The 26,254-nt window shown below is 65.0% G+C and carries 22 protein-coding genes; 16 read left to right on the top strand and 6 right to left on the bottom strand.

Translation table 11 applies throughout. The features are described from left to right. The first annotated feature begins 608 nt into the window (after window positions 1-608). The 7 genes from tolQ to pal all read left to right on the top strand — a co-directional run bounded on the left by tolQ (window position 609) and on the right by pal (window position 8,460). Window positions 609-1,322, top strand: coding sequence for a protein TolQ (tolQ, locus tag ACFFWD_RS28810; protein ID WP_376971034.1), 714 nt, complete (start codon window positions 609-611; stop codon window positions 1,320-1,322). A 92-nt stretch (window positions 1,323-1,414) separates the two neighbouring features. Next, the gene (locus ACFFWD_RS28805) at window positions 1,415-1,882 is read left to right on the top strand and encodes a biopolymer transporter ExbD (protein WP_376971032.1); all 468 of its coding nucleotides are present in this window, start codon (window positions 1,415-1,417) and stop codon (window positions 1,880-1,882) included. Between the two features lie 35 nt (window positions 1,883-1,917). Then, window positions 1,918-2,853 (top strand): cell envelope integrity protein TolA, encoded by a 936-nt coding sequence (gene tolA, locus ACFFWD_RS28800; RefSeq protein WP_376971030.1) that lies wholly within the window; start codon window positions 1,918-1,920, stop codon window positions 2,851-2,853. Window positions 2,854-2,925: 72 nt separating this feature from the next. Further along, window positions 2,926-4,251: a Tol-Pal system beta propeller repeat protein TolB gene (gene tolB, locus ACFFWD_RS28795; RefSeq protein ID WP_376971028.1), complete on the top strand. Its 1,326-nt coding sequence runs from the start codon at window positions 2,926-2,928 to the stop codon at window positions 4,249-4,251. A 183-nt stretch (window positions 4,252-4,434) separates the two neighbouring features. Further along, window positions 4,435-6,768 (top strand): putative bifunctional diguanylate cyclase/phosphodiesterase, encoded by a 2,334-nt coding sequence (locus ACFFWD_RS28790; protein ID WP_376971026.1) that lies wholly within the window; start codon window positions 4,435-4,437, stop codon window positions 6,766-6,768. Between the two features lie 153 nt (window positions 6,769-6,921). Beyond that, on the top strand, window positions 6,922-7,653 hold the full coding sequence (locus ACFFWD_RS28785) for an N-acyl amino acid synthase FeeM domain-containing protein (RefSeq protein WP_376971024.1): 732 nt from the start codon (window positions 6,922-6,924) through the stop codon (window positions 7,651-7,653). Between the two features lie 312 nt (window positions 7,654-7,965). Further along, window positions 7,966-8,460: a peptidoglycan-associated lipoprotein Pal gene (pal, locus tag ACFFWD_RS28780; RefSeq protein WP_376971019.1), complete on the top strand. Its 495-nt coding sequence runs from the start codon at window positions 7,966-7,968 to the stop codon at window positions 8,458-8,460. Window positions 8,461-8,509: 49 nt separating this feature from the next. On the opposite strand, the gene ACFFWD_RS28775 is transcribed toward pal, so the two are convergent. Then, window positions 8,510-9,385 (bottom strand): alpha/beta fold hydrolase, encoded by an 876-nt coding sequence (locus ACFFWD_RS28775; RefSeq protein WP_376971017.1) that lies wholly within the window; start codon window positions 9,383-9,385, stop codon window positions 8,510-8,512. Window positions 9,386-9,580: 195 nt separating this feature from the next. Between ACFFWD_RS28775 and ybgF the strand changes: the two genes are divergently transcribed. The 5 genes from ybgF (at window position 9,581) to ACFFWD_RS28750 (ending at window position 14,924) form a co-directional block, all read left to right on the top strand. Then, window positions 9,581-10,627, top strand: coding sequence for a tol-pal system protein YbgF (gene ybgF / locus ACFFWD_RS28770; RefSeq protein ID WP_376971015.1), 1,047 nt, complete (start codon window positions 9,581-9,583; stop codon window positions 10,625-10,627). Between the two features lie 50 nt (window positions 10,628-10,677). Continuing rightward, complete coding sequence (gene tilS, locus ACFFWD_RS28765; protein WP_376971013.1) at window positions 10,678-11,700, top strand: tRNA lysidine(34) synthetase TilS; 1,023 nt, start codon at window positions 10,678-10,680, stop codon at window positions 11,698-11,700. Window positions 11,701-11,955: 255 nt separating this feature from the next. Beyond that, window positions 11,956-13,878, top strand: a complete 1,923-nt coding sequence (gene ftsH / locus ACFFWD_RS28760) for an ATP-dependent zinc metalloprotease FtsH (protein WP_376971011.1) — start codon at window positions 11,956-11,958, stop codon at window positions 13,876-13,878. A 90-nt stretch (window positions 13,879-13,968) separates the two neighbouring features. Then, on the top strand, window positions 13,969-14,490 hold the full coding sequence (locus ACFFWD_RS28755) for a DUF2867 domain-containing protein (RefSeq protein WP_376971009.1): 522 nt from the start codon (window positions 13,969-13,971) through the stop codon (window positions 14,488-14,490). A 14-nt stretch (window positions 14,491-14,504) separates the two neighbouring features. Next, a complete protein-coding gene (locus ACFFWD_RS28750; protein WP_376971007.1) occupies window positions 14,505-14,924 on the top strand; it encodes a DUF3052 family protein in 420 nt (139 codons plus the stop codon). A gap of 37 nt (window positions 14,925-14,961) precedes the next feature. On the opposite strand, the gene ACFFWD_RS28745 is transcribed toward ACFFWD_RS28750, so the two are convergent. Then, the gene (locus ACFFWD_RS28745; RefSeq protein WP_376971005.1) at window positions 14,962-15,945 is read right to left on the bottom strand and encodes a phosphatase PAP2 family protein; all 984 of its coding nucleotides are present in this window, start codon (window positions 15,943-15,945) and stop codon (window positions 14,962-14,964) included. Between the two features lie 307 nt (window positions 15,946-16,252). On the opposite strand from ACFFWD_RS28745, the gene ACFFWD_RS28740 reads away from it, so the two are divergent. After that, a complete protein-coding gene (locus tag ACFFWD_RS28740) occupies window positions 16,253-16,927 on the top strand; it encodes a TetR/AcrR family transcriptional regulator (protein WP_376971003.1) in 675 nt (224 codons plus the stop codon). A gap of 20 nt (window positions 16,928-16,947) precedes the next feature. Here ACFFWD_RS28740 and pyk read toward each other — a convergent pair whose 3' ends face one another. Both pyk and ACFFWD_RS28730 read right to left on the bottom strand, forming a co-directional pair. Continuing rightward, on the bottom strand, window positions 16,948-18,384 hold the full coding sequence (gene pyk, locus ACFFWD_RS28735) for a pyruvate kinase (protein WP_376971001.1): 1,437 nt from the start codon (window positions 18,382-18,384) through the stop codon (window positions 16,948-16,950). Then, complete coding sequence (locus ACFFWD_RS28730; RefSeq protein ID WP_376970999.1) at window positions 18,381-18,917, bottom strand: DUF1036 domain-containing protein; 537 nt, start codon at window positions 18,915-18,917, stop codon at window positions 18,381-18,383. The genes pyk and ACFFWD_RS28730 overlap by 4 nt, the downstream gene beginning before the upstream one ends. Window positions 18,918-19,184: 267 nt before the next feature. Between ACFFWD_RS28730 and ACFFWD_RS28725 the strand changes: the two genes are divergently transcribed. From ACFFWD_RS28725 to ACFFWD_RS28715, 3 genes are all read left to right on the top strand, one after another. Continuing rightward, on the top strand, window positions 19,185-19,487 hold the full coding sequence (locus ACFFWD_RS28725) for a DUF1244 domain-containing protein (RefSeq protein ID WP_376970997.1): 303 nt from the start codon (window positions 19,185-19,187) through the stop codon (window positions 19,485-19,487). Between the two features lie 252 nt (window positions 19,488-19,739). Then, window positions 19,740-20,009, top strand: a complete 270-nt coding sequence (locus ACFFWD_RS28720) for a DUF2312 domain-containing protein (protein ID WP_376970995.1) — start codon at window positions 19,740-19,742, stop codon at window positions 20,007-20,009. Window positions 20,010-20,145: 136 nt separating this feature from the next. After that, window positions 20,146-21,912 (top strand): adenylate/guanylate cyclase domain-containing protein, encoded by a 1,767-nt coding sequence (locus ACFFWD_RS28715; RefSeq protein ID WP_376970993.1) that lies wholly within the window; start codon window positions 20,146-20,148, stop codon window positions 21,910-21,912. A 31-nt stretch (window positions 21,913-21,943) separates the two neighbouring features. On the opposite strand, the gene ACFFWD_RS28710 is transcribed toward ACFFWD_RS28715, so the two are convergent. Together ACFFWD_RS28710 and ACFFWD_RS28705 are read right to left on the bottom strand one after the other, a co-directional pair. Further along, entirely contained in the window at window positions 21,944-23,542 is a 1,599-nt protein-coding gene (locus tag ACFFWD_RS28710) for a peptidoglycan L,D-endopeptidase MepK (RefSeq protein WP_376970991.1), read from the bottom strand. A 264-nt stretch (window positions 23,543-23,806) separates the two neighbouring features. Beyond that, window positions 23,807-26,017: a L,D-transpeptidase family protein gene (locus ACFFWD_RS28705; RefSeq protein WP_376970989.1), complete on the bottom strand. Its 2,211-nt coding sequence runs from the start codon at window positions 26,015-26,017 to the stop codon at window positions 23,807-23,809. Between the last annotated feature and the right edge of the window lie 237 nt (window positions 26,018-26,254).

The raw sequence follows: 26,254 nt of genomic DNA, 5'->3' as shown, positions 1-26,254 counted from the left end.
CGCGATCACCTCGTCCAACGTCTCTGGATACAGTGTCGCCTGATAGCGCGACTGGCCAATGACGTGTGCCATCCTGCCCCCGAATCAGTCTCTGCCTCCCAAATCCAACATCAGAGCGTGGTTTTTGCACGGCCTGGAAGGCCGGGACCCATTACCCCGAATGCCAATTGATGCGCCGTGCTGCGGCCGCGATCCCACCGACAACCGACGCCGGTGGTTATGGGTCCTGGCTTTCGCCAGGACGACGCAAGGAGGACGCGCGTGCCGACAGTTCTCGAGTTGACGGCAGGAAGCCGGGTACTCCCGCGGAACCCGTCCCATGGAACCCGCCAAGCGGCTCGCCGGCCGGCATTTCCCGGCCCGGAATCTGCCTTTGGTAACCTCGCCTTAACCATGATTAGCGTTTGGTTAGGGTCGGAATGCCGCGTGAAAAGCCCTCGTTTTGACATGTTGGCAGGGGAAGCAGGACCCGGCTTTGGACGGGCCCCCCATGCGACAGATGTAAAAGGCTCTCGCGCAGTTTTTGCAGCGCCTGGCGCGTGGCCGTGAAACCGGTGCCGATTGCGGCCCGCCTAAATTAGGACACTTGCGTTGAGAGGATATTGCCGATGAATCCCGCCGACGTGGCTCAGTCAGCTCTGCCCCTGGCGTCGAGCGACGTGTCGCTGATCGCGCTGTTCCTGCAGGCCCATTGGGTCGTGAAGGCGGTCATGCTCGGGCTTCTGGCCTGCTCGGTCTGGGTCTGGGCCATCGCGATCGACAAGATCCTGCTTTACGCCCGGACCAAGCGCGCCATGGACCGTTTTGAGCAGGCCTTCTGGTCCGGCCAGTCGATTGAGGAGCTCTACCGGTCGCTGTCGGCCAAGCCGACCCAGTCGATGGCGGCCTGCTTCGTCGCCGCCATGCGGGAGTGGAAGCGCTCCTTCGAGAGCCAGTCGCGGTCGTTCGCCGGCCTGCAGGCGCGGATCGAGAAGGTGATGAACGTCTCGATCGCCCGCGAGGTGGAACGGCTGGAACGGCGGCTGCTGGTGCTCGCCACCGTCGGCTCGGCCGGCCCCTTTGTCGGCCTGTTCGGCACCGTCTGGGGCATCATGTCGAGCTTCCAGTCGATCGCGGCCTCGAAAAACACCTCACTCGCGGTGGTGGCGCCGGGCATCGCAGAAGCCCTGTTTGCGACCGCCATCGGCCTGATCGCCGCAATTCCGGCGACAATTTTCTACAATAAGTTCACCTCGGAGGTGAACCGGCAGGCCCAGCGCCTGGAGGGGTTCGCCGACGAGTTCTCCGCCATCCTGTCGCGTCAGATCGACGAGCGGGGGTAGAGCATGATCCGGAAAAGTGGGTACCGGTTTTCCGAGACGATCATGCTCAAACAAAGAGATGACGTGATGGGCACTTTTGTGAGCGCACGATCATGGCGATGAGCATGGCAGGGTCCGGCGGTGGCGGACGCCGCCGCGGGCGCAAGCCGGTGATGGCCGAGATCAACGTCACGCCGATGGTCGACGTGATGCTGGTGCTCTTGATCATCTTCATGGTGGCGGCGCCGCTGATGACCTCGAACATCGACATCGATCTGCCGATCGCCAGCGGCGGCAAGTCGATGTCGTCGAACGCGCCGCCTTTGACGCTGTCGGTGAAGCGGACCAATGGCGGTTGCAACTCGAATGTCGAGCTCTATCTCGGCGACGCGCCGATTACGGCGCCCGACCTGTTGCCCAAGATCAAGGCGATCCGGGAGACCCGGTCGGATGCCGAGAGCGTGGTTTATCTGCGCGGCGACAAGGACGTCTGTTACACTGACATGATGAAATTGCTGGGCCAGGTCCGCACTGCGGGGTTCAAGGCCAACATCGTGATCATCCCGGAGGGAGGGTCTTAAGGCCATGCGCGGAAGGCGGCACGGGGAAGCCTGATTTGAAGGTCAAGGTCGACAAGACACTGGCGGCGTCGATTGTCCTGCACGTCATCGTGATCGGGTGGGGCCTGATTTCGTTTTCGTCCAAGGCCTTCGTCATGCCGGAAGAGGACTCGGTTGCCGTCGACGTGATCTCCTCCGATCAGCTCTCCCATGTCATGGCGGGCCAGAAGGACGGCAAGAAGGAAAATCCCAAGCCGCTGGTCGAGAAGGTCGCGGAGGCCAAGCCGGTCGACGATGCCGTCGGCAAGATTGAGGAAAAGAAGCCGCCGGTCGTGACCGACACGGCGCCGCCGCCGACGCCGAAGGTGGAGCAGAAGCCGGAAGAGAAGAAGCCGGATCCGCCGAAGAAGGTCGAGAACAAGCCGAAGGAAGAGCCGAAGCCGGAAGAGAAAAAGCCTGATCCGGTGAAGCCCGATGCGATCGCGGAAGCGATCAAGAAGGAAGAGAAGAAGCAGCCACCGAAGCCGCCCGTGCAGCAGGCTGCCAAGCCGCCGGAGCAGAAGCCAAAGGAGCGCACCTTCGATCAGAGCAAGATCGCAGCGCTGCTCGACAAGCGTGATCCGACGCGCGCCGCCGTGACCGGCGATACGCTCAATTCCAACGCTGCGCTCGGCACCTCGAAGGGCAAGGCCGCCGACAATTCCGCAACCTGGGGCGCGATGTTCAAGCAGCAGGTCGAACGCTGCTGGAAGAAACCCTATGGCGGCATCGAGGCAATGCAGACCGAAGCCGTGTTCGAGATCAAGCTCAAGCGCGACGGCACGCTCGAAGGCATGCCGGTGCCGGAAGGCACCCCGGCGACGCCGTATCTGCGCGTCTACCAGGAGAGCGCGCTGCGAGCGATCATCGAGTGCCAGCCGTACAAGCTGCCGGCGGCCTTTTTCGACGAATGGAAGTATTTTGCGCCAGTGTTCACAGAGCGAAAGACCTGAGGGCGCTGGCGTCGCTTGGACAATATCAAACAAAGCCTGCCGACAATGACCGACACAGATGATTTGCGTGCGATGACATTCCGCCTGAACCGCCGACAGATGATTTCCGGAATGGCCGCTGCGCTGGCCGGAAGCCGTAGCGCGTTGGCGCAGGGGCCGAAGAAGGTGATCATTCCGGAAGGCGACTTCGCGCCGTTGCCGATCGCGATACCGAACTTCGCCGCAGGCACGCCTGGTGATGCCGAGGTCGGCGTCGGCGTCACGCAGGTCATCACCAACAACCTCAAGCGCAGCGGCCTGTTCGCGCCGATCGACCAGGCGGCCTATCTCGAGAAGCAGATCAATATCGACGCCGCGCCGAACTTCAACAACTGGAAGAGCATCAACGCGCAGGCGCTGGTGACCGGACGCATGACGCGCCAGGCCAACGGGCGCGTGAAGGCGGAATTCCGCCTCTGGGACGTCAACACCGGCCAGCAGCTCGCCGGCCAGCAATACGATACGTCGGCGGAGTACTGGCGGCGCATCGCCCACATCATCTCTGACCAGATCTATGAGCGGCTGACCGGCGAGAAGGGCTATTTCGACAGCCGTGTCGTGTTCGTCGATGAGACCGGCTCGAAGGAGCGCCGCGTCAAGCGGCTGGCGCTGATGGATCAGGACGGCGCCAATGTGCGCTATCTGACCCGCGGTGCGGACCTCGTGCTGACCCCGCGCTTCTCGCCGTCGACCCAGGAAATCACCTATATGGAGTTCGGGCAGGGCGACCCGCGGGTCTACCTGCTCAACATCGAGACCGGCCAGCGCGAGATCGTCGGCAATTTCCCCGGCATGTCGTTCTCGCCGCGCTTCTCGCCGGACGGCCAGCGCATCATCATGAGCCTGCAGCAGGGCGGCAACTCCAACCTGTTCGTGATGGATCTGCGCTCGAAGTCGATGACGCGGCTGACCGACACGCCGGCGATCGATACCTCGCCGTCCTATGCGCCCGACGGCTCGCGGATCTGCTTCGAGTCCGATCGCGGCGGCAAGCCGCAGATCTATGTGATGCCGGCGACCGGCGGCGCGGCGCAGCGCATCTCGTTCGGCGAAGGCAGCTATTCCACGCCGGTGTGGTCGCCGCGCGGCGATTACATTGCGTTTACCAAGCAGGGCGGCGGGCAATTCGCGATCGGCATCATGAAGACCGACGGCTCGGGCGAACGCATCCTGACCTCGGGCTTCCACAATGAGGGCCCGACCTTCGCGCCGAACGGGCGGGTGGTGATGTTCTTCCGCGATCCCGGCGGCAATGGCGGGCCGTCGCTGTACACGGTGGATGTCTCCGGGCGCAATGAGCTGCGGGTGCCGACGCCCGGTTTCGCCTCCGATCCGGCGTGGTCGCCGCTGCTGTCGTGACGGGCTCCGTGCCACACCGGGGAACCCCGTTGTTAACCGGCAAATCTTGCCTAGCGCACTGATTTTCAAGGATAATTTCCTGCGCTCGGAGTTCGTGACAACGACTCGCTAACGATGTTCCCTCAGAAAGACTTCATCTGCGGCCGTTAGAACTACGCAGCCCAAAGGACGCGTACGCCCAGCATGCAGGTCGCTCACCAGAGTGGAGAACCCGATCAGAGAATGTCGCCGTCGATTTACGCGGCGCTGATCGACTCCCTTTTTACCGACCCCGGCCCGATGTTCGCCGGCGCGCTCTGCGCAGCGGTCGCCGCGATCATGACGGCGCTGAAGACGGGCAATGATTGGCTGTGGCCGTGCGTCGCGCTGCTTGTCGTGACCGGCGCGGCACGCGCCCTCGACACCCGGCAGTACCAGCGGGTGCGCGAAAACGTCAGTCCGCGCGACGTCGTGCGATGGGAGGTCCGCTACCAGATCGGCGCTATGCTGTACGCGGCGGCGCTTGGGCTATGGTGCCTGGTCGCGCTGCTCGGCAGCGACGATGCCGTCGCCCATATGATCGCGACCTCGGTGACCCTTTGCTACGTCGCCGCCGGCGGCGGCCGTACCTACGGACGGCCGTGGATCTTCCACGTCCAGATGCTGCTGGCCTGCGGGCCGCTGACGGCCGCGCTCGCGATCCACGGCAATCCCTACTACATCGGCCTTGCGATGCTGAACGTGCTGTTCTTCCTCGCGCTGCGGCACATCTCGACCAGCCTGCAGGCGATGTTCGTGCGCGCGCTGGTGGCCCGCGAGCGCGAGGCGCTGCTGGCCGGCCAGTTCGATGCCGCGCTCAACAACATGCCGCACGGCCTGAGCATGTTCCTCGCCGACGGGCGGCTCGCGGTCATGAATCACCGCTTCATCGACATGATGAGCCTCTCGGACGACTTCGTGCAGCGCGGCTCGACCGCCGCCGACATCTGCAACGCCTGCGTGGTGTCCGGCTCGATCTCGGCCGCCACGGCGAAACAGATCCTGTCCGAGATCGAGACCTCGCAGGCCGGTGATATCGTCACCAGCGATCCCAGCGGCGGCCGGGAACGCTCGCTGTCCTGGACCTTCCAGCCGATGGCCGGCGGCGGCACCGTCGTGCTGGTCGAGGACATCACCGAGCGCAAGGACGCCGAGGCCAGGATCAGCCATCTGGCGCGCTATGACGAACTGACCGCGCTGCCCAACCGCGTCAACTTCCGCGACGAGATCGGCCGGTTGCTGGCGATGCAGCACGGCGGCGAGCACCGCGCCGCCTTGCTGTTCGTGGACCTCGACCAGTTCAAGCAGATCAACGACACGCTGGGCCATCCCTGCGGCGACCAGCTCTTGTGCGCGGTCGCCGACCGGCTGCGCGAGATGCTGCGGCCGGAGGACTTCGTGGCGCGCTTCGGCGGCGACGAGTTCGTGGTGTTCCAGCAGAACATCCATTCGCACGAGGACGCGGCGGGGCTCGCGCGGCGCATCGTCGACCGCCTGAGCGAGCGTTACAAGATCGACAACCATCTGGTCGAGATCGGCGCCAGCGTCGGCATCGCCATGACCGTCCCCGGCGTCAGCGCCGATACCCTGCTCAAGAATGCCGACATGGCGCTCTACCGCGCCAAGGCGGACGGCCGCGGCACCTTCTGCTTCTTCCGCGACGAGATGGCGCAAACCGTCGAAGCGCGCCGTATCCTCGAGCTCGACCTGCGCAAGGCGCTCGCCAACGAGGAATTCGAGCTGTTCTATCAGCCGCTGATCAACCTGAAGTCCGGCAAGGTGACCACGTGTGAGGCGCTGTTGCGCTGGAATCATCCGGTGCGTGGCACGGTCTCGCCGGTCGACATCATTCCGGTCGCCGAGGACATGGGCCTGATCGTCGATCTCGGCCGCTGGATCCTGCGCAAGGCGTGCATGGAATGCATGAAGTGGCCCGAGGCGGTCAGCGTCGCGGTCAACTTCTCGCCGCAGCAGTTCCACCAGCGCGACGTGCTGAGCGAGGTGCGCTATGCACTGGAGGTGTCCGGCCTACCGGCGCAGCGGCTCGAGATCGAGATCACCGAATCCTCGCTGTTGCACAACACCCAGCTGACCCACGACGTGCTGTCGCAGCTGCGCTCGCTCGGCGTGCGGATCTCGCTGGACGATTTCGGCACCGGCTATTCGTCGCTGAGCTACCTGCACAACTTCCCGTTGCAGAAGGTCAAGATCGACCGTTCCTTCCTGGAAGGCATCGACAGCGACCGTCCGCTGACGCTGCTGCGCGGCGTGGCGCGGCTCTCTGCCGATCTCGGCATGTCGGTGGTGGTGGAAGGCATCGAGACCAACGAGCAGCTCGAGCTGATCAGCGCCGACGGGGCGGTGACCGAGGCGCAGGGCTACCTGTTCAGCCGGCCGGTTCCGGCAGCTCGCATCCGTCAGTTACTCAATGCATCGCATGGCCGCCGGCCGGCCGACGGGCAGCAGTTGCTGCCGTTTCCCTCGCGCTCGATCGCATAAGCAGCCAATTGGAACCGCAGACCTGCGGGCCGGGCCTCGCCAGATTGCGCTGACGGGTTAACCCTAACGTCTCGATCCCTTTGCAGATTTGTTAAGGAGCTGTTAAGGTATTCGGGTGCTCGCAGAAGTTGTTTGCGGCGTGAGGAGCGATAAATGAGATCCGCCGCGAAGGTCGCCACTCTTGTTCCCGAGCGTAGCGCCGATCCACTCGAGCATGTCGACTACCGGCTCGCCGAGACGGCCGAGGACAAGGACGAAATCTACCGTCTGCGCTACCGCGCCTACTTGCGGGAAGGCGCCATACTTCCCTCCGAATCCCAGCGGGTCACGGATCGCTATGACGACGAACCGAACAATTTTACGTTCGGCGTTTACTATAAGGGCGAACTCTACAGCTCGATCCGTATCAGCGTCCTGGTCGGCGACTGGCGGGGATCGCCGTCGTCGGAGATGTTCTCCGATCTGCTTCACCCCGAGCTCGACCGCGGCAAGACGATCATCGATCCGACCCGCTTCGTCGCCGATCCCGACAAGGCAAGGATCTTTCCGGAACTGCCCTATGTCACGGTTCGGCTCGGCTATGTGGCCTGCGGGCATTTCAACGCCGACATCGGCCTCGCCAATGTCCGTCCGGAGCATCGGGCGTTCTATCGAAAGGTGTTCCTGCAGGAGCCGCTTGGGGAGCCGAAGCTGTTTCCAGGACTGATCAAGCCGGTCGGCCTAATGGCCGCGAACTATCCGGAGATTCGCGAGCGGGTATTCCAGCGCTTCCCGTTCATGCGCTCGAGCGCTTTCGAGCGGCGGATGCTGTTCCAGCGGACCGGCGAACGCGCGGGCTTCAGCGTGTCGCCGTTCGAGCGCACCTCGATCGTTCCGAGCGCCTGAGCCACGGCATTTTCACCCGCGCCGTCTGCGTTGCAGCCCGCTACAAGCGCGCGCGCCGCAAGATTCTGTCGCAGCACGGTGACTTCCCGGCCGCAAATTGCCAGTTAAAGCGGCTGATGCCGGCCCCTTGGGCGCTTGCCTTCACCATCGCGCCACATTTACAACCCATTAACCATCGGGGGCGCTTTTCGGAGTTAGCCGGCATTTGATGGGGTCCGGCAAGGTCCCATCAAGGTTGACGGAACGTTCGCTTAACCAACGCCCTGTAGACCGAATGACAGTACGAAGAACGTGAGCGTTGGAGGCTCCGGAATGAAACATCAGATGCGTATCCTCCAGGGTTTGAAGCTGGCGGCGGTTCTGGCGGTGGCGCTGTCGATGGGCGCCTGCGCCAACAAGAACGGCATGGGCGCCGATGGCGCGATGGCGAGCGCCGCGACCCCGGGCAGCCAGCAGGATTTCGTGGTCAATGTCGGCGACCGCGTGTTTTTCGAGAGCGACCAGACCGATCTTAGCCCGCAGGCGATCGCGACCCTCGACAAGCAGGCGCAGTGGCTGCAGACCTACAACCGCTACTCCTTCACCATCGAGGGCCACGCCGACGAGCGCGGCACCCGCGAATACAATATCGCGCTCGGTGCACGCCGTGCCCAGTCGGTCCGTGCCTATCTCGCCTCGCGCGGCATCGATCCGAGCCGCATGCGCACCATCTCCTACGGCAAGGAGCGCCCGGTCGCGGTCTGTAACGACATCTCCTGCTGGTCGCAGAACCGCCGCGCCGTCACGGTGCTGAACGCGAGCTCCTAAGAGACTTGCGCAAGCCTGGTCTTTCAACCGGCGCCTTCGGGCGCCGGTTTCATTTTGGGCGGGCAACGAATTCGCGGATCAGCGCCATCGCCCGTTCCGGCGCATCGGGTACGACGCCATGCCCGCAATCCGTAAATCGCTCGAACCGCACCAGATGCGCCGGGAGCGCCGCGGCGATATCCGCCTGGCTCTCGATCGGGTGCATCGGATCGTCTTCCCCGCCCATCACAAGGGTCGGGCACCGGATGCGATGAAGCTGCGGGATCAGGTTGAACGTGTGGCTCTCGCCGTCCGGCTTGGCAAAGAAATGCAGCCCGACCTCCGGCCTTGCGACCGTCCGGCTTCCGATGTGCGGGTCGCGCGGGGTGCGCGTGTAGAGCGGGAAGGCAAGTCTTCGCCAGGCGTCGGCCGCGGCCTGATCCCTCGGGCTGTCACGGTCCAGGAATCGGCTGCGCGCGAGGGCGCCCACCTCGGACCCGCCGAAGCGCTCGAACAGCGCGACGCGCCGGTCAAGATAGCTGTCGCCAGCGGCTTCAGTGCTGATCAGGACCAGCTTTGATGGATGATCGGGATGGCGCGTGGCGTAGGCCAGCGCGACCATGCCGCCGAATGATGCGCCGAGGACGATCGGATCGACGATGCCGAGTGCCTCGCAGAACGCGCGCACGTCGTCGCCCCATTGCGCGAGGTGCCAGCCTTCCTTCGGGCCATCGTCGCTGCGGCCATTGCCGCGATGATCGAGATAGATGATCTGGGCGATATCGGCGAGGGCGGAATAGGCCGGCTTGTAGATCGAATGATCGAAACCGGGGCCGCCATGGAGCAGCAGCAGCACCGGCTTTTCCCGCATCACCGGGCCGTCGGGGACGTATTTCGCGCCCTCCACGTCGAAGAACAATCGTACCCCGTTCACCAGCACATGCATGTCAGATGTCCTTCAGGTTGATGAACGGCCAGCATCGTGGAGAACAGGTCAAACTGGCTGCTTGCTTGTTACGGCGCCGAGGCTAAACCATACCGCTCGATCCGGCGCCGGATTGGAACTGCAGTCACAATTCCGGCGTACTCCCTCTCTCAATGTGGCGCGCTTTCGTCACGTCGATCTCGTCGTCAGGGCAAAATGTCATCCAGGATTCATCACCTTTCCACCGCCGCGGCGATCGCGGTGCTGCTTGCCGTTTCCTCGCCAGTCTTTGCGCAATCCGACGATTCTGATTACGAGATGCGGATCCAGCGGCTCGAGAACCAGCTTCGGCAGCTGACCGGGCAGAACGAGGAGCTGCAATACCGCAACCGCCAGCTCGAGGAGCGGCTGCGCCAGCTCGGCGGCCAGCCGGCGGCGCCGGGCGGGCCGAGCCCGGCCACCCAGCCGAACGTTGCGGCAGTGCCGCCCGCGCAGCAGCCGCAAGGCTACCCACCGGCCCAGCCCGGTTACGCACAGCCGCAGCCGGGTTACGGCCGGCAGCCGCAGGGCGGATATGACCAGCAGCCACAAATCGCGGCGCCTGCGCCGATCGTGCAGGAGCCGACAGCGCCAGCCACACCGGGCCGCCGTGGCCGCGGCGATGCCTTCGATCCAAGCCAGAATCCAAATGCGCCGGGCGCGCCGCGTGCGCTCGGGGGCGGTCAGATGCCGATGCCGAACGAACCGGCGGTCGGTGCCCCCGGCGGCCGCGGGCCGGGCGAGCCGCTCGATCTCGGCCGTACCAGCCCGCGCGACACGGCCGGCATTCCGCCGCGCGCGCCGGGGGCCAACGCGGCGCTGACCACGCTGCCGCCGTCGGCGACGTCGAAGGACGAGTTCGATCTCGGCATCGGCTACATGCAGCGCAAGGACTACGCGCTCGCCGAAGAGACGATGAAGAACTTCGCGCAGAAGTACCCCGCCGACCCGTTGGTCGCGGACTCGCAATACTGGCTCGGCGAAAGCTACTTCCAGCGTCAGCAATATCGCGACGCCGCCGAGGCCTTCCTCGGCGTCACGACCAAGTACGACAAGTCGGCCAAGGCGCCCGACGCGCTGCTGCGGCTCGGCCAATCGCTGGCCGCGCTGAAGGAGAAGGAAGCTGCCTGCGCCGCGCTTGGCGAGGTCTCGCGCAAATACCCGCGGGCGTCGGCCGGCGTGAAGGCCGCCGTCGACCGTGAGCAGAAGCGGGTGAAGTGCTAAACCAGCGTTGCGGAAGCCGCTCCCGGCCTCCGCAACGTGCTGGTCCTGCGATGTCCGACGATCAATCCGCTATCTCGGCAAGGGATGCCAAGCGCCTGTTCGCAGGCCTTGGCGCGGCGCCGGCGATCGTGCTCGCCGTGTCCGGCGGCCCCGATTCCGTGGCGCTGATGTGGCTCGCGGCGCGCTGGCGCCGTGCGCTCGCGCGGGGACCGCGGCTGATCGCGGTCACCGTCGATCACGGCTTGCGCCCCGAAGCGGCGCGCGAGGCCCGTGACGTCAAACGGCTGGCGCAGGGGCTCGATCTGCCCCACCACACGCTCAAATGGACCGGGACCAAGCCGAAGACCGGATTGCCGGCTGCGGCCCGCGACGCCCGCTACCGCCTGCTGGCGCGGGCAGCGCGCAAGCATGGCGCGACGCACATTCTCACCGCGCATACGCGCGACGACCAGGCGGAGACCTTGCTGATGCGGATGCTGCGCGGCAGCGGCATCGCCGGGTTGTCGGCGATGGCACGCGAGACCGAGCGCGACGGCGTGCGCCTGACGCGGCCGCTGCTCGACGTTTCGAAGGCGCAGCTGATCGCGACGCTGAACAAGGCGCGGATCGGCTTCGCCGACGATCCGACCAACCGCGATCCGGCCTTCACGCGCCCGCGGCTGCGCGCATTGATGCCGGCGCTAGCGGAGGAGGGCGGCGATGCACGAAACCTCGCGCGGCTCGCCGCGCGGCTGGCCCGCGCCAATGCCGCGGTGGAGGTGCTGGTGGATGGTGCCGAACGCTATCTTGCGTTGAAGGATCGGGAGGCCGAGCGTGCCGGCTTCGACGCTGCGTTGTTCGCAGCCATGCCGGAGGAGATCCGTCTGCGTCTCCTCAAGCGCGCCATCGATCGAATTGGTCATGAAGGGCCTGCCGAGCTCGGCAAGGTCGAGACCTTGCTCGCGGCGCTGGATCGGGCGTCGGCGGAACACGCTGGAACGCTCAAACAGACCCTCGCCGGGGCCGCCATCAGCATCGCCAAGGGCCGGATTCGGGTCGAACCGGCGCCACCGCGCCGGACCCGGAGCGGATGAGCCCGGTCGATTGTTTCAATCGCCGTAATAATCGGCCAAAGAGGCTTAACCACCCCCGAAAAACACCGGATTCAGCGCCATTTTTTGACCGGGAATCGCGCTAGGATGCGCTAAATAGTCCTGCGTGGTTCCCTTGGCATTGACCCCAGCGACACCTAGATTGTGTGCAATCGACTGGATGGATTCCCTGGGGATTCCCACAGAGCTGCCCAAGGATATGAGAGGCCGCGATCCGCGCGACCACGAAGGAAGACCATGAACGCCAATCTGCGGAATTTCGCCCTCTGGGTCATCATCGTCTTGTTGCTGCTGGCGTTGTTCACGCTTTTCCAGAATCCCGGCCAGCGCTCCGCTTCCTCGGATATCTCGTTCTCGCAGCTTCTGACCGAGGTCGACCAGGGCCATGTCCGCGACGTCGTGATCCAAGGACCGGATATCCACGGCACCTTCACCAATGGCACGAGCTTCCAGACCTATGCCCCGAGCGATCCGAACCTGGTGAAGCGGCTCTACGACGCCAAGGTGCAGATCTCGGCGAAGCCGCCCGGCGACAACGTGCCGTGGTTCGTCTCGCTGCTCGTCTCCTGGCTGCCGTTCATCGCGCTGATCGGCGTGTGGATCTTCCTGTCGCGTCAGATGCAGGGCGGAGCCGGCAAGGCGATGGGCTTCGGCAAGTCGCGCGCCAAGATGCTGACCGAGGCGCACGGCCGCGTGACGTTCGAAGACGTCGCCGGCGTCGACGAGGCCAAGCAGGATTTGCAGGAGATCGTCGAATTCCTGCGCGACCCCGGCAAGTTCCAGCGCCTCGGTGGACGGATTCCGCGCGGCGTGCTGCTGGTTGGACCTCCCGGCACCGGCAAGACGCTGATCGCGCGTGCGGTCGCGGGCGAAGCCAACGTGCCGTTCTTCACCATCTCCGGTTCTGACTTCGTCGAAATGTTCGTCGGCGTCGGTGCGAGCCGCGTCCGCGACATGTTCGAGCAGGCCAAGAAGAATGCGCCGTGCATCATCTTCATCGACGAAATCGACGCGGTCGGCCGTCATCGCGGCGCCGGCCTCGGCGGCGGCAATGACGAGCGTGAGCAGACGCTGAACCAGTTGCTGGTCGAGATGGACGGCTTCGAGGCCAACGAAGGCGTGATCCTGATCGCGGCGACCAACCGTCCCGACGTGCTCGATCCCGCGCTGCTGCGTCCCGGCCGCTTCGACCGCCAGGTCGTGGTGCCGAATCCCGACGTCGTCGGCCGCGAGCAGATTCTCAAGGTTCACGTCCGCAAGGTGCCGCTGGCGCCGGATATCAACCTCAAGACCATCGCGCGCGGCACGCCCGGCTTCTCGGGCGCCGACCTGATGAACCTCGTCAACGAGGCCGCACTGACCGCCGCCCGCCGCAACAAGCGGATGGTGACGCAGGCCGAGTTCGAGGAGGCCAAGGACAAGGTGATGATGGGCGCCGAGCGCAAGTCGCTCGTGATGACCGAGGAAGAGAAGCTGTTGACCGCCTATCACGAGGGCGGCCACGCCATCGTCGGCCTCAACGTCGTCGCGACCGATCCGATCCACAAGGCGACCATCATCCCGCGCGGTCGTGCGCTCGGCATGGTGATGCAGCTGCCGGAGCGCGACAAGCTGTCGATGTCGCTTGAGCAGATGACCTCGCGTCTCGCCATCATGATGGGCGGCCGCGTCGCGGAAGAGCTGATCTTCGGCCGCGAGAAGGTGACCTCGGGCGCCGCCTCCGACATCGAGCAGGCCACGCGCCTGGCGCGTATGATGGTGACCCGCTGGGGCCTGTCGGAAGAGCTCGGCACCGTGTCCTATGGCGAGAACCAGGACGAGGTGTTCCTGGGCATGTCGGTGTCGCGCACGCAAAATGCGTCGGAGGCGACCGTCCAGAAGATCGATTCCGAGATCAAGCGTCTGGTCGAGGAAGGCTACAAGGAGGCGACCAAGATCCTCACCGAGAAGCGCGAGGATCTCGAGACGCTGGCCAAGGGCCTGCTCGAGTTCGAGACGCTGACCGGCGACGAGATCACCGACCTCTTGAAGGGCAAGAAGCCCAACCGCGAGTCGGTGCTGGAGCCCTCGACACCGCGCGCGTCCGCTGTGCCGCCGGCCGGCAAGCCGCGCCCGCGTCCGGATCCGGATGCCGGCATGGAGCCGCAGCCGCAGGCGTGACGGAGATGGCTTTCAACGATTGAATTCAGAACGGGCGCTTCATGGCGCCCGTTCTTTTTTGGACTGAGCAATTCTATTCGAGGGGCCGCCATGCACGTCGTCGAATGCGATTGTCCCTCAGACAGCGCGCTCGGCCGCGAAATCGTCGAGAGAGCGTATTTCCACGATTCGTACCGCGCGGTGCTGACGCGTCCCGATCTCGGGATCGTCGATGTCTTCTTCGCGCTGTTCGGGCATACGCCGTTCTGGATGAAGCTCCTGCTGATCGTCCGCAACGCGATCGCGGGGCTGGTTGGCCTGGAGACGCCGACCGTCGGGGAGATCATGAATCCCGCCATCAGGAGCGAATACCGCGTGGGCGACAAGATCGGACCCTGGCCGGTCTATTTCATCGCCGAGAACGAGGTCGTCGCCGGGCGAAACAACAAACATCTCGATTTTCGACTGTCGGTGCTGAAGGTACGGGACAATAGTGGGACGAGCGTCATCGTCACGACGGTCTGCAGCGTGCATAATTTGTTCGGCAAGATCTATCTGTTCTTCATCGTTCCCTTCCATCGCGCCGGTGTTCGAGCCCTGATTTCGAACGCCATTGCGGCGAAGCGTCTGTAAGTGGGCGGGCGGTCATGGCTGGCTATTCCGGCAGGTCGACGGTGCAGAAGCTCGGCCTCAAGCCAGGCTTTCGCATTTTTGTGGACGGGTTGTCGGTGGCCTATCGCGACATCGTCGGCGAATTGCCCGCCGATGTGCTGTTAGTGAAGGCCGCGAAGGCCCCGCTCGACGTCGTGCATCTGTTTGCGGCCGAGGCTAGGGGGCTCGCCGCCAAGCTGCGCCTCTATCGGCAGGCGATCGCGCCCGACGGTATGATCTGGGTGTCGTGGCCGAAGAAGGCCTCCGGCGTCGCGACTGATGTCACCGAGAAAGAGGTCCGCGAGACCGGGCTTGTCGCGGGCCTCGTCGACGTCAAGGTCTGTGCAGTTGATGACGTCTGGTCAGGATTGAAGTTCGTGATCCCTGTCAAAGAGCGCGGCAAGGGCGGCACATAGCGGTTTGCTGCTATCCCCGTCACCCACGCGGCGGCGTTCAGCGTGCGTCGGCTTCCAGCGGCGCTGCCGCGACATAACCGATGTCGGCGGTGGCCGGGTGTCCGGCGACGAAGGCGAGTGCGTATTTGACGACCGCAATGCTGATCACCGCGAGCGCCACGCCCCCGATGACGTCGATCATGTAGTGGGCTCCGATCACCGGCGTCGATACGATCGTCAGGGTGTTCATCGCGGCGGCGACAATTCCAATGCCGCGCACCGGCCACAGCGCCCACATGTAGAGAACCGCCGATGCGGCATGGAAGCTCGGGAACGACACGACGCCTGCCAGCTTGAACAATTCGAGGTGACGCAGCACGCCGGACTGCACGGCCAGGATGTCGCGTAGCTGTGCGGCATAGGTCTTGGTGCTCAGTGCCGGAAAATCAGCGGGCGAGATGTTGAGGCCGTAGAAGGTGCCGACCGCCGGAACGAAAGCCGAGATCAGGAGCGTGACGGCAAGCGCAAGGGCGAATGCCGCGACGAACAGCTGGAGCCTCACCAACCGCAGCGTAGCGGCGAGGATGATCGGAATGGCCAGCAGAAACCATTTGATGAATCCATATCCGGTCTCGAGCGATGTCATCACCCAGGCGTGATCGTTCACGAACCTGATGAGGGTTTCCGGATCCAGGCCCATCGCGCGATCGACCGCCAGGAACGTCTGGTCCTGCAGCGGCCAGTTGATCGCGAGCACCACATAGGTGAGCGGTCCCATGATCACGACGATCAGGAGGAGCTGGGCGATGGCGCCCAATCCGAAGATCAGCTTGGGGTCGGCTGCGGATCCGCGCGCCCAGAAATACAGGTAGACCATCAGCGCGAATTGGCCGGCCATTCCGCTCATCACGCCAAGCGAAACCGGCTCAAGCGTGAAGCCTGCGAACAGGACCGCGAACAGCAGCACGCTGCTCATCGCGGCAATCAGGATCCAGTTGAGATTGAAAAGCCGCCAGGCAAGGCGGGCGTCCGATTCAGCCATGACCGCACCCGGAAGTGAGGGCGGTACATTCCCTCAGCCACCTTTAAGATGAGGATAACGGCGGCGCGCAAAGCACGCGCCGCTTGCGGTGTTTATCCACCTTCAGGCGCGCGCTTGGGCCGCGTCTGGTGGCGCCTCCCCAGGGGCGCCTGCGGCTGTCGCAAAATCCTTACAATCCACCTTGTCATTCGGTCTGAATAGTTGTTCACTTCTTGCGGCGATTGGCGCTCAATCGCTCAAAACATTGAAGACGCGCGCGTTCTGCCGGCGGGCGCCGGCCGGGCGTGCCGCGGGGACGGACAACGCCATGGTCTATCGGCGAACCCATCAGGTCGTAAAGCGGCTGGCTGCCCGGCGCAGCGCAATCCTGTCAGCGGCCCGGGATGCCGCGGCCGACGGCGGCATGGCCGCCGTGCAGATCGCGCCGGTCGCGGTCCGCGCCAATGTCGCGGCCGGCACGGTTTATCGCTATTTCCCGTCCAAGGCCGAGCTGATCTCGGAACTGATCGCCGATGTATCGCGCGACGAGCTTGCCGCGATCCGGCGCGCCGCGGATGCCGCGCCCGGGCCGTCGTCGGCGCTCGCTGCCGCCGTGACCACGATTGCGGTCCATGTGCTGTCCCATCGCAAGCTCGCCTGGGGCATCCTGGCCGAGCCCGTCGACGTCGATGTCACCGCATCACGCCTGGCCAGCCGGCGCGATATTTCGGGCGAGCTTGCCACGCGCATCGAGGCGGCGGTGCGGGCCGGGCATCTGCCGGCGCAGGACACGGCACTTGCGGCCACTGCGTTGCTCGGTGCCTTGCATGAGGCGCTGGTCGGCCCGTTGGGGCCGGAGAACCTCGATGATCCCATCAAGCTGCGCGATGCGGTGCAGACCGTGACGTTGTTCGCGCTGCGCGCCGTCGGCGTGATGGACGCGCGGGCCCGCGGTCTGGTCGTGCAGGCGACGACGCCGGCGAAGGCGCTGGTCGGGGCGTAAGGCGAGCGCGCGAGGCGACGTTACATGTTCGCGTCGCCGCTCGGCCCCACCGAGGCGATGCGCAGCATGTTGGTGGTGCCGGGCTCGCGCAGCGGCACGCCGGCGACGATGATCACGCGCTGCCCGGCCTTCGCGAAGCCGTCGCGGAAGCCGATCGAGCCGGCACGGCTGACCATGTCGTCGAGGTCATGTGCGTCTTCGGCGACCACGCAATGCACACCCCACACAACCGAAAGCTTGCGGCCGGTGGCAAGATTTGGCGTGATCGCAACCACCGGCACCTTCGGCCGCTCGCGGGCCACGCGGATCGCGGTCGAGCCCGAAGAGGTCCAGCAGATGATCGCGGAGAGATCGAGCGTCTCGGCGATCTGCCGCGCTGCGTCCGCAATAGCGTCACCGACCGTCGGCTCCGGGTCGACGCGCTGCGCGCTGATCACGCCGCGATAGTTCGGGTCGCGCTCCACTTCCTCGCCGATGCGGTTCATGGTCGAGACCGCTTCCACCGGGAATTTGCCGGCGGCCGATTCCGCCGACAGCATGATGGCGTCGGCGCCTTCGTAGACGGCCGTGGCGACGTCGGAGACCTCGGCACGCGTTGGCACCGGCGCCTGGATCATCGACTCCAGCATTTGGGTTGCGATCACCACCGGCTTGCCGGCGCGGCGCGCCATCCGGGTCATCTGTTTCTGAAGGCTTGGCACGCGCTCCAGCGGCAGCTCGACACCGAGATCGCCGCGCGCCACCATCAGTGCGTCGGAGGCGTCGATGATGTCGGCGAGCCGATCGATCGCCTGCGGCTTCTCGATCTTGGCCATCACGGCGGCGCGGCCGCGGATCATCTTCTTGGCTTCGAGCACGTCCTCGGCACGCTGCACGAAGGACAGCGCGACCCAGTCGATCCCCTCGGGCAGCGCGGCTTCCAGGTCGGCCCGGTCCTTCGGCGTCATCGCCGAGACCGGCAGATCGGTGTCGGGCAGGCTGACGCCCTTGCGGTCCGACATCTTGCCGCCGATCACCACGCGGGTCGCCGCGCGCTCGGGCGAGGTCTCCTCGGCGATCAGGCGCACCTTGCCGTCGTCGAGCAACAGCGCGTGGCCCGGCCGTAGCGCGGCGAGGATTTCCGGATGCGGAAGCTGGACGCGCGTGTTGTCGCCGGGCGCCTTGTCGGAATCGAGCACGAAGCTCTGGCCGTTGTTGAGCTGGACCGAGCCGTTCTCGAAGGCGCCAAGGCGCAGCTTCGGCCCCTGCAGGTCGACCAGGATGCCGATCGGCCGACCATAGCTCGATTCGACGTTGCGGATGGTCTTGACCAGCTCCCGCATCTTGTCGTGCGAGGTGTGGCTCATGTTAATGCGAAACAGGTCCGCACCGGCCTCGAACAGCTTGCGGATCATCGCACTGTCAGAAGAGGCCGGGCCGAGTGTTGCGAGGATCTTGATGCGACGCAGTCGTCTCATTGTTTGTTTCCGGGCGTTGCGGCTGGTGGCAGACCAGACGCGCCCGGGGGCGTTGCGCCCTGCGGATTCGGCAGACCTGGCATTGTTCCTGGGCTTCCTGGGCCCACTCCTCCCGGCATTCCCGGCAGTTTCTGCGGCGGCTGCTCGTTGGCCTCGGTCAGTTGGACGGTCCATGCGCGTTGCTCGCCGGTGTCGACCTCGAAAAAGCCGGTGCGGTCAAAGCCGCGCGCCAGGCAGTTCTCGGTGCCCTTGATGGTGAATTCCTTGTCGCGCGAACACATGAAGGCCTGGCCGGACCATTCGCCGCCGCGGTCATAGTCGAGCGCGTAGATGTAATAGAAGCGCGCAACAAGATTGCCGCGCAGCAGCGTCTCGCAGGTCCGCGACGACACGTTCCACCAGCCCTCGGTGGTCCAGCCCTCGGCGTCCTTGTAGCCGAGCGCGATCCCGACCCGGCTCGAAGTGTTGTTGCAGAGCCGGAAGTCGGCGGCCGCCGGGCTCGTCCACAGGCATGCGGCGGCCAGCGCCAGCATCGGTAGCGCGCCTGCCACCACCAGTCGGGCGGCGCGGGGAGCAAAGGCGGAAGAATCTGGTGCGATCATGCGGCGAAGCTATATCAAATCATTGACGATTTCGCGTGCCCGGCGGGGACTGTCAACGGCCGTGGAACGCATTTCCCACGCTGCGGGAAGGCGGCGGATACGCCCGATTGGGTCCCGTTTTGCGCGGTGATGTGGCAAAATCTGTGACAATTCCCACCTGATATCAATATGGTGGGGATCACATAGCGGACGGTGGCGATGAGCATTGACGACAAAACCAGAACAGAACTCGAGGCCGCGGTGTTCCGGCGCCTGGTCAACCATTTGCGCAACCGGACCGACGTCCAGAACATCGACCTGATGAATCTGGCCGGCTTCTGCCGCAACTGCCTGTCGAACTGGATGAAGGAAGAGGCCGACGCCAAGGGCATCGCCGTCAGCAAGGACGAGAGCCGCGAGGCGGTCTACGGCATGCCCTATGAGGAGTGGAAGGCCAAATATCAGGGCACCGCGACGGCTGAGCAACTGGCCGCGATGAAGAAGGTCCATCCCGGGCATTAGCCCTACCAATGTCATTCCGGGATGGTACGCCAGCACCAGACCCCGGGTGCGCAAGCGCGCACCCGAGTTCGATGCTGTGCATCGTCCCGAGACGATGCCCGATCAAGGTCCGCCGCATCTCCTGTGGGCGCGCTGTGGATGAGCGCGATGTTTCCTTGACGGGAGGCGCCCCAAAATCGAGGGTCTGCCGCAACAGGCGGTGCGCGGAACGCGTATTCGCGTGACATTTCAATGCCAGTTCAGGAGTACGCGATGGCCACGTCTGCCGCCGTCAAGGAAGAGCCCGCAACGCGATTTGCCAAGGACCAGCTCAAGTCCATCATCGAGCGCATCGAGCGGCTGGAAGAAGAAAAGAAGACGATCTCGGACGACATCCGCGACGTCTACGCGGAGGCCAAGGGCAACGGCTACGACGTCAAGGCGCTCCGCACCATCGTGCGGATGCGCAAGCAGGACCCGAACGAGCGGCAGGAAGCCGAGACGATCCTGGAGACCTACATGCAGGCGCTCGGGATGCTCTGAGCCGGCGGGCGTTTCGGCCGGCAAGGCGGCGCCAGGGCACGTTCAGGGGCGCCTGTTCAAGGCGCTCGTTCAAGGCTTGGGCGAAATCCAGGGATTTGCTAGACTGCCCGGAGAGGTAACCGGGCAGATCGTTCAGATGGACGTGCCAGGACCAGAGCGTCGGCTCGCTGCGGTCCTCGCCGCCGACATGGTCGGCTTTAGTCGGCTCATGGAGGCTGACGAGACGGGCACCCTTGCGCGCCTTAAAACCCATCGGATCGAACTGATCGATCCGGCCATCACCAAGAATCGCGGCCGCATCATCAAGACCACCGGCGACGGCTTGCTGGTCGAGTTCCACAGCGTCGTCGATGCGGTGCTGTGCGCGGCCGAGGTCCAGCGCCGGATGGCCAAGCGCAACGCCGACGTCGCGCCGGCGCGGTGGATGCAGTTTCGCATCGGCATCAATCTCGGCGACGTGATCGTTGACGGCGCCGACATCTTCGGCGACGGCGTCAATGTCGCGTCCCGCCTCGAGGTATTGGCCGAGCCCGGCGGCATCTGCATTTCCGGCGCGGTCCGCGATCAGGTCGGCGATCGCCTGGAAGATCTGAGCTTCGAGGATCTCGGCGATCAGACCGTCAAGAACATCGCGCGCCCGATCCGGGTTTTCCGCGTCCATCTCGAACGGGATGCCAGGACCGTTCTCGACCACCCGAAGGGTGCGACGGCCGCCCCGGTCGTCGCCAAGAAGCCGTCGATTGCGGTGCTGCCGCTGGTCAACATGAGCGGCGATCCCGAGCAGGAATTCTTCGCCGACGGGCTCACCGAGGACATCATCACCGAGCTGTCGCGCTTCCACGACCTGCTCGTGATCTCGCGCAACTCGACCTTTGTGTACAAGGGCAAGGCCGTGAAGGTGCAGGACGTCGCGAAGGAATTCGCCGTCGACTATGTGCTGGAGGGCAGCGTGCGGAAGGCGGGCGGTCGGATCCGCGTCACGGTGCAGCTGATCGATGCCGAGGCCGACCGGCACGTCTGGGCCGAACGCTACGACCGCGAGCTTGCCGACATCTTTGCCATCCAGGACGAGATGACGCGCGCGATCGTGGCGACGCTACCGGGGCGCGTCGAGGCCGCCGCCCATGACCGCGTCAAGCGCAAGCCGACCGACAACATGGCGGCCTATGAGTGCGTGCTGGCCGCCAAGGTGCTGCATCATCGCTCGGCACGCGACGACAATGCGGAGGCGCAGCGCCTGCTCGAGCGGGCCATCGTGCTCGACCCCAACTATGCGCATGCGCACGCCTGGCGGGCCTGCGTGCTCGGGCAGACCTGGGTCTACAACTGGTGCGAGGATCGTGACGCGACCTTCGAGCAGGTGGCCGCGGAGCTCGAGATCGCGCTCAAGCTCGACGACAATGACAGCGACGTGCACCGGATCCTCGCCGCGCTCAACCTCAACCGCGACGACCACGACAAGGCGACCTTCCATCAGGAGCGCGCGCTCGCGCTCAACCCGAATTACGACCTTGTCGTCGTGCAGCAGGGTGAGCTCCTGACATGGCTCGGGCGGCCGGAGGAGGGCATCGACTGGATCAAGCGGGCGATGCGCCTCAATCCGTATCATCCGGAGCGCTTCTGGAGCCATCTCGGCCGGGCCTGCTACTGCGCCGAGAAATACGCCGATGCGGCCGAGGCGTTCTCGCGGATCACGCGGCCCGATCACACCCACCACGCCTTCCTCGCCGCGACCTTGGCGCAGATGGGCAACGCGGTGGCCGCCTCCGCGCACGCTGCCGAGGTGATGAAGCGCGAGCCGACCTTCTCGGTCGCCGCCCATCTGGCAACTCAGCACTATAAGCGCGAACCCGACCGGGCGCGCTATGAGGCCGGCCTGCTCAAGGCAGGGTTGCCGGCTTGACCAGCTGATGCACCGATTTTGTGGGGAGAGTTCAGCGCAGCGAGGCGGTGCGCATAACGAACGGCTGCGTCGCTAGGACGGCGGTGGCCGAGCCGGAGAAACGATCGCAGGTCATGCCCATCATCGGATCATCCGAGAAGGTCATGGCGAGGGTCGCCTGCGGCTTGATGAAATGGGCGCGCATCAGGCTCATGTCGGTATCGCCAAGCACCGTGGTCAGCATCGCATTGCTTGCGCTCGGCGCCAACATCACGACGCGCATCCAGATGTCGTTGCCCTTGGCGGCGGAGATCCGCGCCGACGCGGTGATGATGCCCGGACCCTGCTGCGCGCCCTTGGGCACGACGGTGTTGATCTCGGTGGCGGCCGCCGCGGCATTGCGGACCGGGCGCACGTTGCGCGGGAACGGCGCGGTGGCGGCGACGATGTTCGCGCGGTCGACCGGCGAGGCGGCGGCCGGGGCGTAGGCGAGCGCCTTGTTGACGTTCTCGGACAGGCTCGCGGTCGGTTGCGGGTCGGTGGCGCCGACGGCTGCGCGCGCCTTGAGCGCAGCAATCTGCGCGGCCGAAGCCTGCTTCGGCGCGGTCGGCTCGTCGCCCCAGAAGCCGCGCGCATTGATGATGTCGGCGGGCGATTCCATCTTGGGTTCGGTCTTGTCAGCTGCCTGCACCGGCGGCTTCGCCTTCGGCGCCGGAACGATCTGCGCATCGGCTGCGGCGAGCTGGATGGCGGCCACGATCTGCGGCTTGGCGCGCGGCACCGGAACGGGTTCGGCGGGCTTGGCGGGCGCGGCGGCGGCGACCACCGTGTTGGCCGCGGGCTTCTCGTTTGCGACCGGAGCGGCGGCTTCCTCGTCGTCCTCGCTCGACTTGCCGCCGCCGAACAGCTTGGCGAGCAGGCTCGGCTTGGCGATCGTCGCTGCGCCATCGCCGTTGCCGCGGCGCTCGATATCGGCCCGGGCGAGCTCATAGCCCTTCAGCGGGTTGCCATCGGTCGGGACGTGGACGGTGCGGCCATCCGGGAACACCTTGACCAGCTGATCATGCGTCATGCGCGGCCAGTGGCGGATGCTGCCGGTGTCGAGATGGACGAACGGCGATCCCGAGGTCGGATAGAAACCAACGCCGCCACGCTGCAGGCGAAGCCCGGCATAACGGATCTGCTCGAGCGACACGCCCGGGATGTAGAAATCCATCGCATGCCCCAGCATGTGCTGGCTGTGGCGCGCCACGCCGGACGAGCGGCGGCGGAGCATGGCGTTGGTGGCGGGGGAGCGGTAGGAGGAGATGATCTGGATCGGCTGCTTGCCGGCGACGTCGCGATAGACTTCCCAGAGGATATCGAACAGGTGACGGTCCATCACCGTCTCGTCCTGGTTACGCCAGTCGCGCAAATAGTGATTGAGCTGCTTCAGCGCTGATTCGTCATAGCGGCCGTCGCGCTTGAAGGTGACCGTGAGGTCTTCGCCGGAATGGGTGTGATGGAAGGAGAGGGTGCGGGTCTCGTTCAACGCGGTCGCGTCATGAACCGATCCGGCGCCGGCCAGCAGCAATAGCGAGGCGAGGCCGACTTGATAGCCAGCCTTCGGCAGCGACAGTGGTTTGAAGCGGCGTGCGAAAACAGCCAGCACTATGAGCCCACCCAGTCGACCAGCGTTCGATTGGCTCTTTCGCAGACCCCCTGCGAAAGACGGTGAACGCTTTCTTAAAGCGGGAGGGTTAACCGAGGTTTACCGACCCGCCCCCAAGTTAGCCTTAACTAACTGGTGGACTGTGGCAAAAAAGTGCTCTGGGCCACGGCAGCGATCGATAATGGTTAACGTAAACGATCTCGCCCTGGGGGCGAGATCGTTGATTTCACTTCAAAATTTACCCGAATCGTCCGGAATTCAGGATTAACGGGTGATCACCCGCCGTTGCTGCGCCTGGCCGCGACGGCCGGGTTGCGGCGCCGGCTGCACCGACGGACCGCCGAATAAACGCTCGAAGAAGGACGGGCCGGAATTCCAGCTGTTGTCGCTGGCGACATTCATGCTGGCCGGCAGGCTGCTGCTCGGAGGACGCGAATAGCTCGGCTGCGAGTGCGCAACCACCATCTCCAGATCCTTGCCGCGGTTGTTCTTCAACAGCGACAACATGGTGGCGTCGCGGCCGTAAATGTCCTTGCGGAGCTGCAGCTTGCCGGCATCGTCCACGAACGCGGTCTGGTAGGTGATGTTCACCGGGATCGGCGTCGGGAATTTCAGGTCGACCTCGCTCGAGCCGTACATGCCGCGCACGCGCTCCGGCGTGTAGTGCTCGTGCGGCATCGTGATGTTGAGCAGCACGGAAGCGTATTGATCCGGGTTCTGCACCCGCATGCAGCCGTGGCTGAAGGCGCGCTCCTCCTTCGCGAACAGATGCTTGTCCGGCGTGTCGTGCTGATAGACCAGGAACTTGTTTGGGAAGTTGAAGCGGATACGCCCGAGCGCGTTGGCTTCGCCGGGCGGCTGCGAGATGTGGATCGAGCCGTCGCGGTTGTGCTCGAGCTTGAGGCCCATGCGCTGCAGCACGGTCGGATCCTGCTGCAAGGCCGGCAGGTACTCGTTGTAGATGATCGAGGGCGGCACGTTCCAGGTCGGATTGACCGTGATGTACTTCATCGTTTCGGTCAAAAGCGGCGTGGCATGCGTGCCGGGCTTGCCGGTGACGACGCGCGTGGTCCAGACCTGCGCGCCGTTCTGCATCACCTTCAGCGTATAGTCGGGGATGTTGAGGATGACGTAGGCGTTGCCGGCATTCGCAGCGCCGAGCTGGCGCGGCAGCCAGCGCCAGCGCTCCATGTTCACCAGCACGGTGTCGATCTGCCTGTCGCGCTTCGGGCTGTTCAGCGCCTTCACGGTGCGGTCGTCGAGAATGCCTGATGGCTTGAGGTCGACGCTGTTCTGGAATTTCTCCACCGCCGCAGCAACCATGGCGTCATACTTGGTGCTCTCGGGGTTTTCGGTGACGCCGAGCTTGGCGCGCAGGTCGGGCACGCGCGGATCATCCATCATCTCGACCGCCGCCTGCTTCTTGCGCCCCGAGACGTATTTCAGCGAGGGTCCTTCGGCGATCTGCACGACCGGGCCTTCGCCTTGGCCGCGCAGCTCGGCGAGCTTCTTCTTCAGCTCCCTGTAGAGCTTATGCGGCGGGTTGTAGCCGTCGAGCGCCGCTGACGCATCCTTGGCGGAGGTGACGTTCGCCAGCACCTCCGTCGGATCGATCGGGTGCTCGGGATACATGATATCGGCCGACACCTGCGACCAGTGCATGCGGCCGCTCTGCGCCTGGCGCGCATAGTCGAACATGCTGGCGGCGAGCTTCAGCTCGGCATCGGCCAGCGCGTCCGGCGAGGCTGCGGCTGCGAAATCCGGCACCGGATAGTCCGCCGGATTGAGGCCGTCGGAAGCGGCGTCCTTGAGGCGCGCGATGACGCCCTTGCCGGTGTCGGTCAGCTTGCCGGCCTGCGTGAATACGGGCGCGTATTCGCGAGCCGAGTAGAACTTCTCGACGGCCGCGCGTTCGCTCTTGCGATCGAAGGTGCGCAACGACTTGCCGGCAAGCATCTCGCGGAGCTTGTCGGCAACGGGCTGATCCTCGGTGGCAACGTTGCTTGCAGCCTTGGCGGGCTCGGCGGCAGGTGCAGCCGCCGCAGCAGATGCGGGAGCAGCGACGGGTGCTGTTGCAGTCGCGGGAGCCGGCGCTGCTGCCGCGGGCGGCGCGATCGCGGTGTCGGTCTTCGGCGCATCGGCAGGCTTGCTCTCAGCCGGCGGTGTGGTTGCGACATCCGCGGGCTTCGGTTCGGCGGTCTTTGCGGTTGTCGCCGGCTCGGTCGGCTTTGTCTCTGCGGCCTTCGCGGCATCCGGCAGCGCGGCGGTCGAGTCGATCTTGAAATCGCCGGCGGTCGGCGGCGGCACGTTGGCGGGTTCGGGGCGCGGGATCGCTGCGTCGATCGCAAGTTCCGCGGCACTGGCGCGGGGCGCGTCCTGCGCGAGTGCTGGGGTCGCGGACACCGTGAGGAAGGTTGCCGCGACGGCCATCAATACGCGGTCAAATCCCCGACGGTCGTTCGAACAGTCACGCATCGTCACACCCCCTGGGCGAAACTGCCCCGGCATTGGAACAGTTCAAGTCAGTGTTTGGTTTCACAGCACACGCGGAAGCGCCGGCCTCGCTTGATCAAAATTCGGCACGTCTGCACGCAAATCAACGCAGACGATACAGGTGCCCCTCTCAAGCAGCCAGCGCCCTGCGGGGCAACTCACGACAAACTGACCTCGAACAACCCTGTTTTATTCGGGCCGTGCGGTTTTGCCACGCAG

This window comes from Bradyrhizobium erythrophlei, assembly GCF_042430365.1.
Lineage (GTDB): Bacteria > Pseudomonadota > Alphaproteobacteria > Rhizobiales > Xanthobacteraceae > Bradyrhizobium > Bradyrhizobium erythrophlei.
The sequence above is the reverse complement of the archived record's forward strand: the minus strand, read 5'-3'. Positions and strand labels throughout refer to the sequence as shown.